Raw genomic sequence first — 17,304 nt, forward strand, 5'->3', positions numbered from 1 at the left:
CACGACATGAAAGGCTGCCCGAAACTGATTAGCCTTTGATTAACAAAAACGCCGCCCGGTTGGGGCGGCGTTTTGACTGGGTTTGTCTTACGGTCCTCAGCTTTCGCCGGTGTCCGCCTCATCCTCGTCCGATTGCTCGGCAATCCAGGCAACAGAGACGACTTCTTCGCCCTTGCCAGTATTGAAGACCCGCACGCCACCGGCAGAGCGGGAGCGGAAGGAAATGCCATCGATCGGCACCCGGATCGACTGCCCCTTCGAGGTCGCGAGCATGATCTGGTCGTCCATCTCAACCGGGAAGGAAGCCACGATAGCACCACCGCGCATTGCCTTGTCCATTGCGGTGACGCCCATGCCGCCGCGCCCACGGACCGGATAGTCGTGGCTAGAGCTCAGCTTGCCCGAACCACCGGATGTGATGGTCAGGATCAGGTTTTCTGCCGCCGACATCTCGGCATAGCGGTCCTGGCTGATGGCACCTGCAACCACATCTTCGTCGTCGCTCTCGCCATCGTCGGCAATCCCGGCCACGGCGCGGCGCATCTTGAGATAGGCCGCGCGTTCCTCGGGGGAGGCTTCGAAATGGCGGATCACCGACATCGAGACAACGTGATCGTCACCGTTGAGCCTGATGCCCCGAACACCGGTGGACTCACGGCTGTTGAAGACACGAACATCCGTGGTGCGGAATCGGATCGCACGACCGGAATCGGTGAACAGCATCACGTCGTCATCTTCGGAACAGATACGCGCATTGACCAGTTTGACAGAGCCGTCCTCTGGCAGTTTCATCGCGATCTTGCCGTTGCGGCGGACATTTGTGAAGTCCGACAGGCGGTTGCGCCGCACGTCACCTGCGCTGGTGGCAAAGATCACCTGCAGTTTTTCCCAATCCTCGTCCGGCACATCGACCGGCATGATCGCTGCAATGGACACACCTGTGGGGATCGGCAGGATATTCACGATCGCCTTGCCCTTGGAGGTACGGCCACCCTGCGGCAGACGCCAGGTCTTGAGCTTGTAGACCATCCCATCGGTGGTGAAGAACAGCAGCTGGGTGTGGGTATTGGCCACGAAGAGGTTGGTAACAACATCCTCTTCCTTGGTCTGCATCCCAGACAGCCCCTTGCCACCGCGTTTCTGCGCGCGGAAATCGGCCAGCGGGGTCCGCTTGATGTAGCCGCCAGATGTGATCGTCACGACCATATCTTCGCGCTCGATCAGATCCTCGTCTTCCATGTCGCCGGACCAGTCGACGATCTCGGTGCGACGGGGAACGGCGAAGTTGTCGCGCACTTCGCGCAGCTCGTCCGAGATGATGCCCAGGATCCGCTCGCGGGAGGACAGGATTTCAAGGTATTCCTTGATCTTGCCTGCCAGTTCTTCCAGCTCATCGGTGACTTCCTTGACACCGATCTGTGTCAGACGCTGCAACCGAAGTTCCAGAATGGCACGGGCCTGCACCTCAGAGAGGTTATAGGTGCCATCGTCATTCATGGTGTGGGTCGGATCGTCGATCAGGCGGATGTAGGGTGCGATATCGCTCGCAGGCCAGCGGCGTGTCATCAGCTTGTGACGGGCCTCAGCAGCATCGGCAGAGGCGCGGATGGTCGCAACCACCTCGTCCACATTGGATACTGCCACAGCGAGGCCGCACAGGATGTGGCTGCGTTCACGGGCCTTGCGCAGGTCATATGCGGTGCGGCGGGCAACCACGTCTTCGCGGAAGTCGATGAAGGACGTCAGGAAGCGGCGCAGGGTCAGCTGTTCTGGCCGGCCACCATTCAACGCCAGCATGTTGCAGCCGAACGACGTCTGCATGGGCGAGAAGCGATACAGCTGGTTCAGCACCACCTCGGGGGTTGCGTCACGCTTGAGTTCGACAACAACCCGCACCCCGTTGCGGTCGGATTCATCCTGAACGTGGGCCACGCCTTCGATCCGTTTTTCGCGGACCTGCTCGGCTATCTTTTCGATCATCGCGGCCTTGTTGACCTGATAGGGGATTTCTTCGACCACGATCGCGTAGCGGTCCTTGCGGATCTCCTCGACCTTGGTCTTGGCCCGGATGATGACACTGCCACGGCCCTCCAGATACGCCTTGCGCGCACCAGAGCGGCCCAGCATCACACCACCGGTGGGGAAATCGGGGCCGGGAATGTACTCGATCAGCTGTTCGCTGGTCAGGTCCGGATCCTCAATAAGGGCCAGGGTGGCATCCACCACCTCACCGAGGTTGTGAGGCGGGATGTTGGTCGCCATGCCAACCGCAATACCCCCGGCGCCGTTGACCAGCATGTTTGGGAAGCGGGCGGGCAGGACCGTTGGTTCACGGTCCTTGCCATCGTAGTTGTCCTGAAAATCAACCGTGTCTTTTTCGATGTCGGCCAGGATCGACGCGGCCGGCTTGTCCATGCGGACTTCGGTGTAACGCATCGCCGCCGGATTATCGCCGTCCATCGAGCCAAAGTTGCCCTGACCGTCCAGAAGCGGCAGCGACATGGAGAAGTCCTGCGCCATCCGCACAAGGGCGTCATAGATCGCGCTGTCACCATGGGGGTGGTATTTACCCATGACATCGCCAACCGGACGGGCCGACTTGCGATAGGGTTTGTCATGGCTGTTGCCGACTTCGTGCATGGCGTACAGAATCCGGCGGTGAACCGGTTTCAGACCATCACGCAGGTCGGGAATGGCGCGGCTGACAATAACCGACATCGCATAGTCGAGATACGAGTTGCGCATCTCGGTTTCAATGGAAACCGTCGGGCCATCATACTGAGGCCGCTCAGGTTTATTTTCGTCCATGTTTTCAGGAGTTTCCGGCGTATCGCTCACGTTGGCTGCCCGTAGTTATTGCTGGGTCTATATCTTGTGTCTGCACCTTAACAGCAAGGGCATATAAGGCGCAAGCAAGCTGGCTGATCTTGGCGTCATTCCTCGCCGTATTTCTGCCAAGCGGCTGTATTTGTACGAGATTAACGAATTTTATGATATGCTTACGACATGGGGGGTGTCCGTAGAGGAGACCTGAAATGGAGAAAAGCGAAACAGAGCTGATGTTGAAGGGCTACGGTCTGACCACGGCCGAAATGACATATCACATGCCCGACCACATCCATGTGCTCAATACCTTTGTCTGGCAGGACTATGATCTGGCGCCCGATCATCCGCGCCTGTTTGAATTTATCGAGTTCTGGCAGCGCGAGATCGAGGGCCCGTTGCATTCGGTCCGCTTTACCCATCGCAAAATGATCAGCCCCGGTGAATGGCGCAACGTCAAGGGCGTGCTGCATCTTCATTCGTGACCGCTGTGCTGGAATGTAAGGCATAATTCCGACCATACGGCACGCGTGGGCTTCTGATCTGTTTTCTTTTGCCCTCAGTCGCTTATACTGTCACCGACTAAGCTGGCAGCCCTGCGCTATGGTCCTGATTTGTCAGGCTGTCTTTGATCTATCCGGCGCAGCAGGCGCGCCCCGCGGCAAAGAGGCAGGCCCATGGTTTCCCGAGTTATTCCGGTCGACCCATTTGATCTGGTGGTTTTTGGGGGAACTGGCGATCTGGCACAGCGCAAGATCCTGCCGGCCCTGTTTCGGCGCCACTGTGACGAGCAGCTGCCCGATGGCGCCCGCATCATTGGTGCCGCGCGCAGCGATCTGACCCGCGAAAGCTATCAGGCGCTGGTGGCCGAAGCGCTGCAAACCCATTGCGGCGCAGTGGCGCCGGACCAGCTGGCCCGGTTTCTGGATCGCGTCCTTTATCTCAGGGTTGATGCAACCGACCCGGCGGGGTGGCAGGCGCTCACACAGGAATTGGGCAAGCCACGCCAGGATCGGGTGCGGGTGTTCTATTTTTCTGTTGGCCCATCGCTGTTTGCGCCGCTGGCGGAACAGATCTGGGCGCATGAGCTGGCCGACGATCAGACCCGGATCGTGGTCGAAAAGCCCTTTGGTCATGACCTCGCGTCTGCGCGGGCCTTGAACCAGACCCTTGCCAGTCATTTTGACGAAAGCCAGATTTACCGGATCGACCATTATCTGGGCAAGGAAACCGTTCAGAACCTCATGGCGATCCGGTTTGGCAATATGTTGTTTGAGCCGCTGTGGAACAGCCAATACGTCGACCACATCCAGATCACGGTGGCAGAGACTGTGGGCGTTGGCGGGCGTGAGGCGTATTACGACAAATCCGGTGCGATGCGGGACATGATGCAGAACCACCTGATGCAGCTTCTCTGTCTCATTGCGATGGAGCCACCGGCCAAATTCGACCCCGATGCCGTGCGCGATGAAAAGCTGAAAGTGATCCGTGCGCTGGAGCCTGTGGAGCCGCATCATATCGTTCGCGGCCAGTATGTTGCCCCAAGTGGTGCAACCGGTTCGGATCTGACGTACCGCGAAACCGTGGGCGCGCCACGCAGCACCACAGAGAGCTATGTCGCGCTCAAGGCGCATATCAGCAACTGGCGGTGGGCGGGAACGCCGTTCTACCTGCGGACGGGCAAACGTCTGGTGGCGCGGTCTTCTGTTATCAACGTCTTTTTCAAGGATGCGCCGCACTCGATCTTTGGCGCGGATGCGGGGCGGCATGCGAACCTGCTGACCATCCGTCTGCAGCCCGACGAGGGCATCACCCTGAAAGTGACCATCAAAGAGCCGGGGCCGGGCGGGATGCGGTTGATGGACGTGCCCTTGGACATGAGCTTCGCCCAGGCCCTGGGGGACAACATTCACGGCGCACCGGACGCGTATGAGCGGCTGATCACCGATGTGATACGGGGCAATCAGACCTTGTTCATGCGCGGCGATGAGGTCGAGGCCGCCTGGGCCTGGACGGATCCGATCATTGCGGGCTGGACATCTCGTGGGGATGTGCCAAAACCCTATGATAGCGGTAGCACCGGCCCCGGCGACGCCGATCTGCTGATGCGCCGTGACCAACGAGACTGGCGGGGGATCAACCCATGAAAATTTCCGAATACGCAGACCGTGACATGCTGGCCATCGATGTGGCCAATCAGATTGCGGGCGACCTCAAGACGCATTTGCTGCACCATGACAGCGCGTCGATTGCGGTGGCGGGCGGAACAACCCCAGCCCCGATTTTTGACGACCTTTGCGCCGCAGATATCGACTGGGATCGCGTGCGCCTGATGGCAACCGATGAACGCTGGGTGCCTGCCAACAGCGAGCGTTCGAATGCTCGCATGATCCGCGAGCGGCTCCTTGTTGATCGCGCTGCCGCGGCCCGGTTTCTGCCGTTCCACGTTCCCGCGCGTGCGCCCGAAGATGTTCTGGCCGAGGTTGAAAGCATGATCGAGCCTGAGCTGCCGCTGTCGGTTGTCCTGCTTGGTATGGGCGAAGACATGCACACGGCTTCGTTGTTTCCGGGGGTTGACGGGCTGGAGGCTGCGCTGGCCGCGAATGCACCCATCCTTGCGGTCATGCGCCCTGACAGCCAGCCAGAGCCCCGCATCAGCCTGTCAGCCCGGGTTCTGGATGCTGCGATTTCCAAACATCTGGTGATTTACGGCGATGCCAAGCGCGAAGCGTTGGAGCGCGCCAAATCGCTGCCACCGGAAGAGGCGCCAATTCGGGCCGTCTTGTCAGAAATGACAGTGCACTGGGCCCCCTGAGCCCGCGCGCAAGGAACACATGCGCGTGTGTGCGGTGCCTTTACGCATGTTTGCAGAACATGTTCGCAAATTTGGGCCGTCCCGTTTGGGAGGACCTATTTTTATGCTCAGCCTTCGGCGACGGCGCCGTCACGTTCGATCAGGGATTGGCGCAAGGGGTCGGGCAGGGGATAGCCTGACTGTCCATCTGGCGTGCGCAAGACCATCACACCGGTCATTGTTGCGCGCAGATCGCCGGACCAGATCTGCTGCTCCATGATGTAAGATGTGCGGCGAAACGAAACGACGCGGGCAGTGGTGATGTAATCCTCGTCCAGCACCATTTCCTTGACGTAGTGGATATTGGCGTTGCGCACGACATTGCGCGGGGCTGGCATCCCATCAAAGAAGGGTGCGAAGAAGCGGTTGAAATACGCCACGCGCAGGGTTTCAAACCAGCTGAGATAGGCCTTGTTGTTGACGTGGTGCAGGATATCCAGTTCGGAAAACCGCACCCGGTCGGCCATAGCCAGCGGCTGAGGCTCTGTCAGGCCATGTTCGATCTGCGCTTCAGCGCTGAGTGGGGTGTGATAAATCAGCTCCATTGCGCCTGCCTAGGCGGAATGTCCCAGCTGCGCAAGGGCTGGCGGGTTTCATGCACCGATCCGGTATGCTGATCGGCGTCGGGGTGGACGAATATGATCGGCACACAAAAAAGCCGACTGATTTCAGTCGGCTACGTAATGTCCGTGGTCTGCGCTGGAATGGACCCTCGAATGGACACTCGGGGTTTGCTGGAGCGGGTAACGGGAATCGAACCCGTAACTAAAGCTTGGGAAGCTGCCGTGATACCTTTTCACCATACCCGCATCCGTGTTGCTGGGAGTAGCGAATTCGCCGGGGCGGGTCAAGCGCACAACACGCTGATTGCCCCGGCAAAATCGTTTTCCTTCACCTAGCCGCGACGGCGGCGACGGCGGCGCCCTCCGTCCTCAGCTGCGTCACCGCCACCGCTGTTGAAATTCACCTGCGGCAGTGTCACGACCGTGCCCAGGATCGGGAAGGGCTCGGCAGAGTTGGGGATGGCAGACGCGTTGACGAAATGCTCTTGGAAACGTGGCTCCACAGCGGTTTCGATCTTTTCGATGTTGCGGACGGTTTCCTCGATTTCGCCGCGCGCTTCGAGGTTCAGCAATGCAATCCGTGCGCCGGTGCCAGCGGCGTTGCCTGCCGATGTGACCTTGTCCAGTTCACAATCCGGGATCATGCCAAGAACCATGGCGTGTTTGACTGAGATATGCGCCCCAAAGGCACCGGCGAGCACAACGCGGTCGACCTTTTCCACGCCGAATTTGTCCATCAGGAGCCGGGCACCGGAATAAAGCGCAGCCTTGGCCATCTGGATTGCGCGGATGTCCGGGTTGGTGACGGTGATCGTCGGGCCGCCCTCGGCGGAGCCGTCCCACAGCATGTAGGCATTGGTGCGCCCATCCTGAATGCAGCGTGCCGTGCCGGTTTGTTCGGCCGAGCCGATCAGGCCAGAGGCATCCAGCACGCCAGCCATGCGCATTTCGGCAATTGCCTCGATGATGCCGGAACCGCAGATGCCGGTTATGCCGGTCGTCGCGATAGACTGGGCAAAGCCCTCTTCATCCGACCACACATCCGAACCGATCACGCGGAAACGTGGTTCTTTGGTTTCCGGGTTGATTTCGACGCGTTCGATGGCGCCCGGGGCGGCGCGTTGACCGCTGGAGATCTGGGCGCCTTCAAACGCAGGACCAGTGGGGGAGGAACAGGCCAGAACCTTTTCCTTGTTGCCAAGCAGGATCTCGGCGTTGGTGCCCACATCAACAACCAGCACCAGATCCTCTGATTTGTCCGGCGCCTCTGAAAGGGCGACCGCCGCAGCATCCGCGCCGACGTGACCGGCGATGCAGGGCAGCAGGTAGACACGGGCGGCCGGGTGAATGTTGAGGTTCAGTTCAATCGCCCGCAGCGACAGCGCGTTGGAGGTTGCCAGCGCAAAGGGGGCCTGACCCAGCTCAAACGGGTCGATGCCGAGGAACAGGTGATGCATCACCGGATTGCAGACAAACACTGCATCCACGATCAGCGCCTTGTCGATTTCCGCTTCGGCGGCGATTTGGGTGAACAGCGCGTTCATGCCCTCGCGCACGGCGGCTGTCATTTCCTGATCGCCGCCCTTGTTCATCATGGAATAGGACACCCGGCTCATCAGGTCTTCGCCAAAACGGATCTGCGGGTTCATGATCCCGGAGGAGGCAACCACCTGGCCGGTTTTCAGGTCGCACAAATGGGCCGCGATGGTGGTGGAGCCAAGATCCACCGCAAGACCATAGACAGAGCCTTCGTAATAGCTGGGCCAGATGTGCATGATCTTGGGGGACTGGCTGGCATCACCCAGATGCACGGCGACTGTCACCTTCCAGTTGCCCTTGCGCAGGGCCGGCTGCAGGCACTGCAGGATATGAAGATCGGTTTGCACGCCCTTCAGACCCCACTGGCTGTCCAGCGCCTCGATCAGCCGCTCCATGTCGCCGGTCGGTTTGTGCATGTCGGGTTCTTCGACCTCGACATAATACAGCCGCGTCGATGGGTTCATGGTGACTTCACGCGCTTCGGCGCGCTTGCGCACCACTTGGCGGTGCACCTGACTTTCTGGCGGGACGTCAATCACCACATCCCCCTGAACGGTTGCCTGACAGCCAAGGCGGCGCCCGTCGATCAGCCCGCGTTTGTCCTTGTAGCGCTGTTCGACCTTGTTCCACTCGCTCAGCGCATCATCCGAAACGCTTACCCCATGCTTGGAAAACTCTCCGTACGACGGGGTGATCTGGCACTTGGAGCAGATGCCGCGACCACCGCAGACAGAGTCGAGATCGACCCCAAGTTGGCGGGCCGCTGTCAGGACGGGCGTTCCAACGGGAAAGCGGCCGCGCTTGCCCGATGGGGTGAACACCACCAACGGATCGGTTGCGGATGCCTGGGTCGGGTCGGTGACGGGATCGTTTGCCATGCCTCTACCTATGTTCGTGCGCATTTTGCGGGAGCATATGGCGTTTTGCGCTCAGGGAAAGCCGGGCCGCGTCATTTTCATGCCCGCTGGCGTCATTTATGTCTGGATTTGGCGCAGTTTAGCGCTCAGGTGTCGCTATGGTCGTCTTGTGTCGCGCCATTGGCGAGCCATTTCAGGATGTCTTTGCGATTGCCATCAAGGCTGGGTGCGGGTCGGCGGGTCACAGGATCGGGCAGGGCTGAGAGTTTGACCGGATTGCCTGCTGCCTTGTACTGCGGATGGCCGTCTGCGTCGCACACATCGACCACCATATTGCGTGCAAGGATCTGTGGGTCCTGCATGACCTGCGCCACATCCTGAATGGGACCGGTGGGGATGCCTGCGCGCTGCAGCTCTTGGATCCAGTGCTGTTTGGGCTTGTCCAGCGTCACTGCCTCAATCAGCCGTTTCAACAGCCGCGCATTTTCACAGCGGGCCAAGTTGGTGGCAAACCGCGGATCTTCTGCAAGAGGCAGGCCAAGCGTCTTGCACAGGCCCGCGAAAAGCGCGTCATTGCCCGCGGCAATCACAAACAGCCCGTCGCGGGCATGAAAGGTTTCAAATGGCGTGATCGACGGATGGCGCGCACCGGACGGGCGGGGGGAATGGCCCGTCACAGAGGTGATGGCGACCGCATGTTCCAGCAACGCGAGCTGGCTGTCGAGCATGGACACGTCAACCTTCTGTCCGGGCGCGCCGGATTTGACGGCATAAAGCGCAGCAAGAACCCCCTGACACAGGAACATGCCCGCTGCGATATCGCCGATAGAGGCCCCGACGCGCACTGGGTCGCGGTCTTTTTCCCCGGTGATCGACATGACGCCTCCGCGGGCCTGAACCACCATGTCATAGGCAGGGCGCAACCGGTCCGGGCCGGTGTGGCCAAAACCTGAGACAGCGCCATAGATCAGGTTTGGAAACCGCGCATGCAGCGCCTCCCACCCATAACCGAGCCGCTCCATGACGCCGGGGCGAAAATTCTCAAGGATCACGTCGGCGCGCTCCAGCAGCTGATCAAAGATCACCCGATCGGTTTCGGCCCGCAGGTCCAGCGCGATGCTTTCCTTGCCGTGATTGATGGTCGCAAAATAGGCGCTTGCGCCATCTTTGAACGGCGGAAAGGCGCGGGTATCGTCGCCAAGGCCGGGACGCTCTACCTTGATGATGCGCGCACCCAGATCCTGCAGCCCCATAGAGGCATATGGCCCGGCGAGGACATGGGTAAGGTCTAGGACAACGACCCCCTCCAATGGGCGGCAGCAAGTGTCGTCTGGCATGGCTCTGGGGCTCCGATCTTATCTGTTCGCGTGTCCCATGCTGACAGCAGGAGAGCCGCCCCGCCTTGATCCATGTCAGCAAAGACCGGCGGCCCCGTGACAGGCAAACGGATCGTTTCGGCGCAGGGGCGTGAATTCTCCGGTTTTTCTCGAATCGGGCTCTTTCCCATCTGCGGCATCTGTGCCATAGGGTCATCGCCAACGGGGTTTTGCATGGGGATAGCAAATGCAGATTCGTGAGGCTCTCACATTCGACGATGTTCTTCTGGTACCAGGTGCGTCCAGCGTTCTGCCGAGCACGGCTGACACGCGCACGCGGGTGACAAATTCCATCTCCCTCAACATTCCGCTGCTCAGCTCGGCGATGGATACGGTGACGGAATCCCGCATGGCGATCGCCATGGCGCAGGCTGGCGGCATGGGCGTCATTCACAAGAACCTTGATCTGGAAGAGCAGGCCCGCCAGGTCCGCCGCGTCAAGCGTTTCGAGAGCGGGATCGTCTACAACCCGATCACCCTGACGGCAGATCAGACACTGGCGGACGCCAAGGCGCTGCAGGAACGTTACCGCGTGACCGGTTTCCCGGTCGTCGATGGCGAGGGCCGTGTCGTTGGCATCGTGACCAATCGCGACATGCGCTTTGCCACCGATGACAACACGCCTGTCTCGGTGATGATGACCTCTGACAACCTCGCCGTGATGCAAGAGCCGGCCGAGTTGGAAGAAGCCAAGTCGATGATGAAGGCGCGCCGCATCGAAAAGCTGCTGGTGACAGACAAGAACGGCAAGCTGACCGGTCTTCTGACGCTGAAAGACACCGAACAGGCCGTTCTCAACCCCACTGCCTGCAAGGATGAACTGGGTCGTCTGCGCGTTGCGGCCGCCAGCTCTGTTGGTGACAGCGGTTTTGCCCGCTCTGAGGCGCTGATTGATGCTGGTGTCGATATCGTGGTGGTGGACACCGCGCATGGACACTCCGAAGGGGTGATCGAGGCGGTCAAGCGCATCAAGGCGCTGTCGTCCAAGGTGCAGGTCGTGGCGGGTAACGTCGCGACAGCCGCAGCCACCAAGGCGCTGATCGATGCGGGCGCGGATGCCGTCAAGGTCGGGATTGGTCCGGGCTCCATCTGCACCACCCGGATGGTTGCAGGTGTCGGTGTTCCGCAGCTGACCGCGATCATGGATTGTGCCGGCGCCGCTGGTGACATTCCGATCATCGCGGATGGTGGTATCAAATTCTCTGGTGATTTCGCCAAGGCCATTGCCGCCGGCGCGTCCTGCGCGATGGTTGGCTCGATGATCGCGGGAACGGATGAATCGCCGGGCGAAGTGATCCTGTATCAGGGCCGTTCCTTCAAATCCTACCGCGGCATGGGATCGCTCGGCGCGATGGCGCGTGGCTCTGCTGACCGGTATTTCCAGAAGGATGCCGCCAGTGACAAACTCGTGCCCGAAGGCATCGAGGGGCAGGTGGCCTACAAAGGGGCTGCAGGTGCGGTAATTCACCAGCTGGTTGGCGGTCTGCGTGCAGCGATGGGCTACACAGGCTGTGCAACCGTTGATGAGATGCGCAAGAACTGCGAGTTTGTCCGCATCACTGGCGCCGGTCTCAAGGAAAGCCACGTCCATGACGTGCAGATCACGCGTGAAAGCCCGAACTACCGTATCGGCTAAAAACAGGAGCGCTGCCGGATGACCGTGATGCATCGCCATGAGGCTGGGGCATGACCCCGGCAGCCCGCCGACAGGCCGCAATCGAAATCCTCGACCAGATCCTGGCCGGGGAACCTGCGGAGAAACAGCTGACAGCCTGGGCGCGACGTAGCCGCTTTGCCGGATCCAAGGATCGGGCAGCGGTGCGCGACCACGTATTTGACGCGCTGCGGTGCTTGCGTTCCTTTGCGGCCCTTGGTGGCGGGGGCGGGGTGGATGTGATCGATCACACAAACACCACCGGTCGCCAGCTGATGCTGGGCGCATTGCGCGCCGAAGGTGTGGAGCCTGACACGCTGTTCACTGGTGAAGGTCATGGGCCTTCTGCACTTAACGATGATGAACGTGCAGCGCTCGCGCGGGTGCCAGAGCTGTCCGATGCGGAACGGCTGGATATTCCGCAATGGCTCTGGCCGTTGTTTTCTGAGAGCCTGGGTGATGGGGTTGAGGCGGCAGGCAGGGCCCTGCAGAGCCGGGCGCCAGTGCATCTGCGCGTCAACCGCCGTCATCCGGATCAGGCCGAGGCAGTTGCCCGACTCGCATCCGAAGGCATCCTGGCGGAGCCGCACCCTGCGGCGGACACTGCATTGAACGTCACCGAAGGTGCCCGCAAGCTGCGCAACTCTCTTGCCTATGCTCACGGGCTGGTGGAGCTGCAGGACGCTGCCAGTCAGGCGGTGATCGAGGCGCTGCCGCTTGCGGATGGGATGCGGGTGCTGGACTATTGCGCCGGCGGTGGCGGCAAAAGCCTGGCGCTGGCGGCGCGGGCAAAGATCGACCTTTATGCCCATGATATTGCGGCACAACGGATGAAAGACCTGCCAGTCCGTGCAGAGCGTGCGGGCGTCAAGGTAACCCTGCTGGAGCCGCGGAAAACCGGCGCAAAGGCCCCTTATGACCTGGTGCTGTGTGATGCGCCTTGTTCTGGCTCCGGATCTTGGCGCCGCGCCCCCGAGGGCAAGTGGCGGCTCAGCCAGTCCCAGCTCGACACTCTGTGTCAGACCCAAAGCGCCATTCTTGATGAGGCCGCTGAACTGGTCGCTGACGGCGGCGTTTTGGCCTATGCAACATGCTCCATGCTGTCGGTCGAAAACCGCAAGCAGGTTGATGATTTTCTCGCACGCCGCTCTGGCTGGCAGTTGCAGAGCGATCACGGCTGGCAGGTGCAGGGCGGCAGCGACGGTTTCTATGTTGCGGTACTGCGCCGTATCGGCAACGATTAAACCCAGAGAGATCCAATAAAATTACTGCAACCTTAACGCAGTCTTAACCTTATTCGTCGCGATATGGGCGCACTTGATCCATTGAGGGAGCCGCAATGAACGGACGTCGAACTTCCCCCGTTCCCGAGTTGCGCGTTTACACGCCTGAACATGCACGTCTTGCGGCTGTGCTGGTTTTGTCTGCGATGGTGATCACCGCACCTTGGGTGTTGAACACGCCCGAGTGGATCACACGCGGGTTGATTGCTGTTGGTCTGACGCTGGTGGCGGTGGCGCTGTTGATGCTGATCCAGGCACGGACGCGCCTGAAAGCCCGTGCAATGGCGACGGAGCTTTTGACTGGCTTCATCGACAAGGATGCGACGCCCACTTTTGTCACCGATGAAGATGGCGTCGTGCATGCCTCCAACGGTGCTGCGGCCAAGCGGTTTGAAGATGGCGATACCGAAACCCTAGCTGGGACCATGCGCTCTATCCTTGCCAACCCCTCTGCGGTTCTGTTCCGGCTGCAAAGCCGCGCCCGCGTAGAAGGGGCCGCGCGCGAAGATATCGTAACCCGCCGTGGGCATGTCCGTCTGGCAGTGCACCAAATGCAAGGTGGCAGCTTTTTGTGGCGGGTAGAGGAAATCGCTGATCGCCCGACAACAGGGCGCAATGCCGACAATGTGCCGATCCCGATGTTGACCGTCGGCCGCACCGGGACCGTTTTGTTCATGAACGAAGCCGCGCGTGCTCTGATTGGTGAACGGGTGAAATCGACAGACCGTCTTTTCACGTCGCTGCCGGTGCTGTCTGGGCAAATCAACACCATGAGCACGAAATCCGGTCCGGTTGAGGTTCTGGTTCAGGAAAAGAACCGCAGCCAGGGCCGCAGCGAACTCTATTTCCTCGCGCTTGATCCATCCGAAGCCAACAGTGGCAAGGCACCGCTGGAAAGCCTGCCGGTTCCTTTTGTAAAGGTGTCGCCGGATGGCACCGTGTTGTCCGCCAACAAGCTCGGCATGCAGCTTCTTGGCACCAAAACCACGAAGAACCTGAAGATTGGCCAGCTGATGGAGGGTCTTGGTCGCCCGATGGCAGATTGGCTGCGGGACACTGCCGAGGGCCATGCCTCGCATAAATCTGAGTTCCTGCGTCTTTCGCGTCGCGACAAGGAGGTCTTTGTCCAGGTGACGCTGACCCGTGTCGTGGAAGAGGGCGAAACAGTTCTGATCGCGGTGTTGAATGACGCCACTGAACTGAAGACCCTCGAGGCGCAGTTTGTTCAAAGCCAGAAAATGCAGGCCATCGGTCAGCTCGCGGGCGGTGTTGCGCATGACTTCAACAACCTGCTGACGGCGATTTCAGGCCATTGCGACCTTTTGCTTCTCCGGCACGATCAGGGCGATCAGGATTTCGGTGATCTGATCCAGATCCACGAAAACGCCAACCGTGCCGCCGCATTGGTGAGCCAGCTTCTCGCCTTCTCGCGCAAGCAGACCTTGCAGCCGGAAGTGCTGGACGTGCGTGACACGCTGTCTGACCTCACCCATCTGCTGAACCGCCTTGTGGGTGAAAAGATTACCCTGACGCTCAGCCATGATCCGGTCATGCGCTCGATCCGGGCGGACAAGCGCCAGCTGGAGCAGGTGCTGATGAACCTTGTGGTGAACGCGCGCGATGCAATGCCTCAGGGTGGTGAAATCCGGGTTGAGACGGAAGCCGTTGTTCTGGACGAACCGCTGGAGCGTGATCGCGCCGTTGTTCCCCCCGGCGACTGGGTCACCGTGAAGGTCTCTGACGAAGGGGTCGGGATCGCGCCGGACAAACTGCAGAAGGTGTTTGAACCCTTCTACACTACCAAACGCACCGGCGAGGGGACAGGTCTTGGTCTGTCGACCGCCTACGGGATCATCAAACAGACCGGCGGCTATATCTTTGTCGACTCGATCAAGGATCAGGGCACCCAGTTCACGTTGTATTTCCCGGTGAACAGCCAGGCCGAACCGGAAGTTGTGAAGCCAGAGGCCGAAGCCGGTGCAAAGCCCACCCCCGCAGCCCAGCATGGCGAGGGTGTCGTGCTGCTGGTCGAGGACGAGGCCCCGGTCCGCGCCTTTGCATCCCGTGCGTTGCGGATGCGCGGCTATACCGTGCTGGAAGCCGACTCTGCCGAGGATGCGCTGCGCACCCTGGAAGACCCCGGTCTGACGGTGGATGTCTTTGTCACCGATGTGGTGATGCCGGGAATGGACGGGCCCAGCTGGGTGCGCGAGGCGCTGAAAACCCGACCGGACACGCGGGTCGTCTTTGTCTCGGGCTACGCCGAAGGCGCCTTTGGCGAAGAAGAGCCGTCGGTGCCGAACTCGGTCTTCCTGCCCAAACCCTTCTCGCTCAACCAGTTGACCGAAACGGTCCACGAACAGCTGCACTAGCGACCATCTGGCATGAAAAAAACGCGCGGTCCGGACGGATGGCGCGTTTTTTCTTTCTGCGGGCTGCTCAGATCAGCTGATGCTGTCGTAAAGGGCAAACTCCTCCGCCCGCTTGCGCCGGACAAGGGCAAGCGTCTCGTCACTGGGCGCAAGGTCCCGGGCAGGGCTCACGTTCAGCTGCGGCAGCTCAAACCGGTAGCCAAGCCGCGTCTCAAGAAAGGCTTGCAGCTTCTGCGGCTCTTCATATCGAAACAAATGGCGCACGGCGCAGCCATTGGGTTGGGGCGCAAGGAACCTGGCCTGGCTTCCGACATCTGCGTGGCGGGGCGGCTTGCCACGGCAGGCATCCCGCAGGAACGCGTCAAACGAAATGTCGGCCGTGCTGTTGGGGTGGCCTGCCAGTGCGTCGCGTTGGCGAAAGCGATACCATGACCCCAGCCAGCTGATCGGCTCTCGCATGACCGCGACCAGCTCCATCTCGGCGTTGCACACCTTGTCAAACATCGGCCGAATCCAGCGGTTGTAGCGATAGACCGGGGCGTGTTTCAGCTCGGGCGGGTTTGAAATCGCCACATCCGCCCGGCTCGCCAAGGCGGCGTGATAGGCCGTGGTGCCGGTTTTCGGCACCGAAAGCAGCGCCAGACGTTCTTTGAAAAAGATCAGCATACCGTGAAAAGCCTGCTCAAATACCCGTGGTTCTCCCTTCAATAACACTCTCTTAACCATGTTGGCTACCAACTCGGAGAGAGAACAAAGAAGAACATCCAGCGAAGTTCTTCTTGCAATGTTCCTGTTTTGATCTCATATAGAACATGAGGTGAACAAAGCAGTGATTGCCGCCCGCCTGCGGGTGTGACACATAGGAAGGGACAAGGGACTATGGCGGATCTTTTGACCATGAAAGACAACAAGAAAAGCGGCGACAAACAAAAGGCGCTCGACAGCGCCCTGGCGCAGATTGAACGGCAGTTCGGTAAGGGCTCCATCATGAAGCTCGGCGATGGCAACCCCCTGAACGAGATCGAGGCGTCTTCGACCGGCTCGCTGGGGCTTGATATCGCACTTGGCATTGGTGGCCTGCCGATGGGACGGATCGTTGAAATCTACGGTCCTGAAAGCTCGGGCAAGACCACGCTGACGTTGCACTGCATCGCAGAACAACAAAAGAAAGGCGGCGTTTGCGCCTTTGTGGATGCGGAACACGCGCTGGACCCGCAATATGCGGCCAAGCTGGGCGTTGATCTGGACGAACTGCTGATTTCGCAGCCCGATACCGGCGAACAGGCCCTGGAAATCACCGACACGCTGGTGCGGTCGGGCGCGGTCAACATGGTCATCGTCGACTCTGTTGCTGCACTGACACCCAAGTCGGAGCTGGAAGGCGACATGGGCGACAGCAATGTGGGTGTTCAGGCCCGCCTGATGAGCCAGGCCATGCGCAAGCTGACCGGTTCCATCAGCCGCTCCAACTGTATGGTAATCTTCATTAACCAGATCCGGATGAAAATCGGCGTGATGTTCGGCTCGCCCGAAACCACAACTGGCGGTAACGCACTGAAGTTCTATTCCTCCGTCCGTCTGGACATCCGCCGGATCGGTGCCATCAAGGACCGCGACGAAGTGGTCGGCAACGCGACCCGCGTCAAGGTGGTCAAGAACAAGGTCGCACCGCCCTTCAAGCAGGTTGAATTCGACATCATGTATGGCGAAGGCATCTCGAAGATGGGTGAGCTGCTTGATCTTGGTGTTGCGGCTGGTGTGGTTGCAAAATCCGGTGCCTGGTTCTCTTACGGCGACGAACGGATCGGGCAGGGCCGCGAGAATGCCAAGACGTTTCTGCGGGAAAACCCTCATATCGCCTATGATATCGAGGACAAGATCCGTGCAGCGCATGGTCTGGAATTCGATCGACCCGAGGGCGGTGACGACGATATCCTTGAGGCGTAAACGCCGAAAACCGCATGAAATTTTGATCAAATCAGG

Annotated in this window: 12 protein-coding genes and 1 tRNA gene; 7 read left to right on the forward strand and 6 right to left on the reverse strand. The window is 60.1% G+C overall.

Annotated elements, in window-relative coordinates; all coding sequences use genetic code 11:
- Window positions 1-96: 96 nt before the first annotated feature.
- The gene (gyrA, locus tag KUV39_RS02975) at window positions 97-2,808 is read right to left on the reverse strand and encodes a DNA gyrase subunit A (protein WP_244998234.1); all 2,712 of its coding nucleotides are present in this window, start codon (window positions 2,806-2,808) and stop codon (window positions 97-99) included.
- Window positions 2,809-3,035: 227 nt separating this feature from the next.
- Here gyrA and KUV39_RS02980 point away from each other — a divergent pair, with 227 nt between their 5' ends.
- The 3 genes from KUV39_RS02980 (at window position 3,036) to pgl (ending at window position 5,638) form a co-directional block, all read left to right on the forward strand.
- A complete protein-coding gene (locus KUV39_RS02980) occupies window positions 3,036-3,308 on the forward strand; it encodes an usg protein (protein WP_008561063.1) in 273 nt (90 codons plus the stop codon).
- Window positions 3,309-3,500: 192 nt separating this feature from the next.
- Window positions 3,501-4,970 (forward strand): glucose-6-phosphate dehydrogenase, encoded by a 1,470-nt coding sequence (gene zwf / locus KUV39_RS02985; protein WP_209032993.1) that lies wholly within the window; start codon window positions 3,501-3,503, stop codon window positions 4,968-4,970.
- Window positions 4,967-5,638 carry a 6-phosphogluconolactonase gene (gene pgl, locus KUV39_RS02990; RefSeq protein ID WP_222458889.1) on the forward strand — a complete coding sequence of 224 codons (672 nt, stop codon included), beginning with the start codon at window positions 4,967-4,969 and terminating at the stop codon, window positions 5,636-5,638. Before zwf ends, pgl begins: the two co-directional genes overlap by 4 nt.
- 107 nt (window positions 5,639-5,745) lie before the next feature.
- On the opposite strand, the gene KUV39_RS02995 is transcribed toward pgl, so the two are convergent.
- The 4 genes from KUV39_RS02995 to KUV39_RS03010 all read right to left on the reverse strand — a co-directional run bounded on the left by KUV39_RS02995 (window position 5,746) and on the right by KUV39_RS03010 (window position 9,973).
- Window positions 5,746-6,222 (reverse strand): acyl-CoA thioesterase, encoded by a 477-nt coding sequence (locus KUV39_RS02995; protein WP_008561909.1) that lies wholly within the window; start codon window positions 6,220-6,222, stop codon window positions 5,746-5,748.
- A gap of 190 nt (window positions 6,223-6,412) precedes the next feature.
- A tRNA-Gly gene (locus KUV39_RS03000) sits at window positions 6,413-6,486 on the reverse strand.
- 86 nt (window positions 6,487-6,572) lie between these two features.
- Window positions 6,573-8,657, reverse strand: a complete 2,085-nt coding sequence (locus KUV39_RS03005; protein WP_222458890.1) for an ASKHA domain-containing protein — start codon at window positions 8,655-8,657, stop codon at window positions 6,573-6,575.
- A 125-nt stretch (window positions 8,658-8,782) separates the two neighbouring features.
- Window positions 8,783-9,973, reverse strand: a complete 1,191-nt coding sequence (locus KUV39_RS03010; protein WP_222458891.1) for a CaiB/BaiF CoA transferase family protein — start codon at window positions 9,971-9,973, stop codon at window positions 8,783-8,785.
- A 226-nt stretch (window positions 9,974-10,199) separates the two neighbouring features.
- Here KUV39_RS03010 and guaB point away from each other — a divergent pair, with 226 nt between their 5' ends.
- The 3 genes from guaB to KUV39_RS03025 all read left to right on the forward strand — a co-directional run bounded on the left by guaB (window position 10,200) and on the right by KUV39_RS03025 (window position 15,321).
- Window positions 10,200-11,648, forward strand: coding sequence for an IMP dehydrogenase (guaB, locus tag KUV39_RS03015; RefSeq protein ID WP_050673459.1), 1,449 nt, complete (start codon window positions 10,200-10,202; stop codon window positions 11,646-11,648).
- Window positions 11,649-11,698: 50 nt separating this feature from the next.
- Complete coding sequence (locus tag KUV39_RS03020; protein ID WP_222458892.1) at window positions 11,699-12,910, forward strand: RsmB/NOP family class I SAM-dependent RNA methyltransferase; 1,212 nt, start codon at window positions 11,699-11,701, stop codon at window positions 12,908-12,910.
- 95 nt (window positions 12,911-13,005) lie between these two features.
- The gene (locus KUV39_RS03025; RefSeq protein ID WP_050673461.1) at window positions 13,006-15,321 is read left to right on the forward strand and encodes an ATP-binding response regulator; all 2,316 of its coding nucleotides are present in this window, start codon (window positions 13,006-13,008) and stop codon (window positions 15,319-15,321) included.
- Between the two features lie 72 nt (window positions 15,322-15,393).
- Here the strand turns inward: KUV39_RS03025 and KUV39_RS03030 are convergent, their stop codons facing one another.
- A complete protein-coding gene (locus KUV39_RS03030; RefSeq protein ID WP_222459053.1) occupies window positions 15,394-15,987 on the reverse strand; it encodes a gamma-glutamyl kinase in 594 nt (197 codons plus the stop codon).
- A 213-nt stretch (window positions 15,988-16,200) separates the two neighbouring features.
- On the opposite strand from KUV39_RS03030, the gene recA reads away from it, so the two are divergent.
- Window positions 16,201-17,268 carry a recombinase RecA gene (gene recA / locus KUV39_RS03035; protein WP_008560254.1) on the forward strand — a complete coding sequence of 356 codons (1,068 nt, stop codon included), beginning with the start codon at window positions 16,201-16,203 and terminating at the stop codon, window positions 17,266-17,268.
- Window positions 17,269-17,304 lie beyond the last annotated feature (36 nt).

It is taken from the genome of Phaeobacter italicus, assembly GCF_019801785.1.
In the GTDB taxonomy this organism is placed as follows: Bacteria; Pseudomonadota; Alphaproteobacteria; order Rhodobacterales; family Rhodobacteraceae; genus Phaeobacter; species Phaeobacter italicus.

Bases quoted from the DNA above. Each gene is read 5' to 3' on its own strand.
- gyrA (WP_244998234.1), bottom strand. From the start codon at position 2,808: ATGGACGAAAATAAACCTGAGCGGCCTCAGTATGATGGCCCGACGGTT.
- KUV39_RS02980 (WP_008561063.1), top strand. From the start codon at position 3,036: ATGGAGAAAAGCGAAACAGAGCTGATGTTGAAGGGCTACGGTCTGACC.
- zwf (WP_209032993.1), top strand. From the start codon at position 3,501: ATGGTTTCCCGAGTTATTCCGGTCGACCCATTTGATCTGGTGGTTTTT.
- pgl (WP_222458889.1), top strand. From the start codon at position 4,967: ATGAAAATTTCCGAATACGCAGACCGTGACATGCTGGCCATCGATGTG.
- KUV39_RS02995 (WP_008561909.1), bottom strand. From the start codon at position 6,222: ATGGAGCTGATTTATCACACCCCACTCAGCGCTGAAGCGCAGATCGAA.
- KUV39_RS03005 (WP_222458890.1), bottom strand. From the start codon at position 8,657: ATGGCAAACGATCCCGTCACCGACCCGACCCAGGCATCCGCAACCGAT.
- KUV39_RS03010 (WP_222458891.1), bottom strand. From the start codon at position 9,973: ATGCCAGACGACACTTGCTGCCGCCCATTGGAGGGGGTCGTTGTCCTA.
- guaB (WP_050673459.1), top strand. From the start codon at position 10,200: ATGCAGATTCGTGAGGCTCTCACATTCGACGATGTTCTTCTGGTACCA.
- KUV39_RS03020 (WP_222458892.1), top strand. From the start codon at position 11,699: ATGACCCCGGCAGCCCGCCGACAGGCCGCAATCGAAATCCTCGACCAG.
- KUV39_RS03025 (WP_050673461.1), top strand. From the start codon at position 13,006: ATGAACGGACGTCGAACTTCCCCCGTTCCCGAGTTGCGCGTTTACACG.
- KUV39_RS03030 (WP_222459053.1), bottom strand. From the start codon at position 15,987: ATGCTGATCTTTTTCAAAGAACGTCTGGCGCTGCTTTCGGTGCCGAAA.
- recA (WP_008560254.1), top strand. From the start codon at position 16,201: ATGGCGGATCTTTTGACCATGAAAGACAACAAGAAAAGCGGCGACAAA.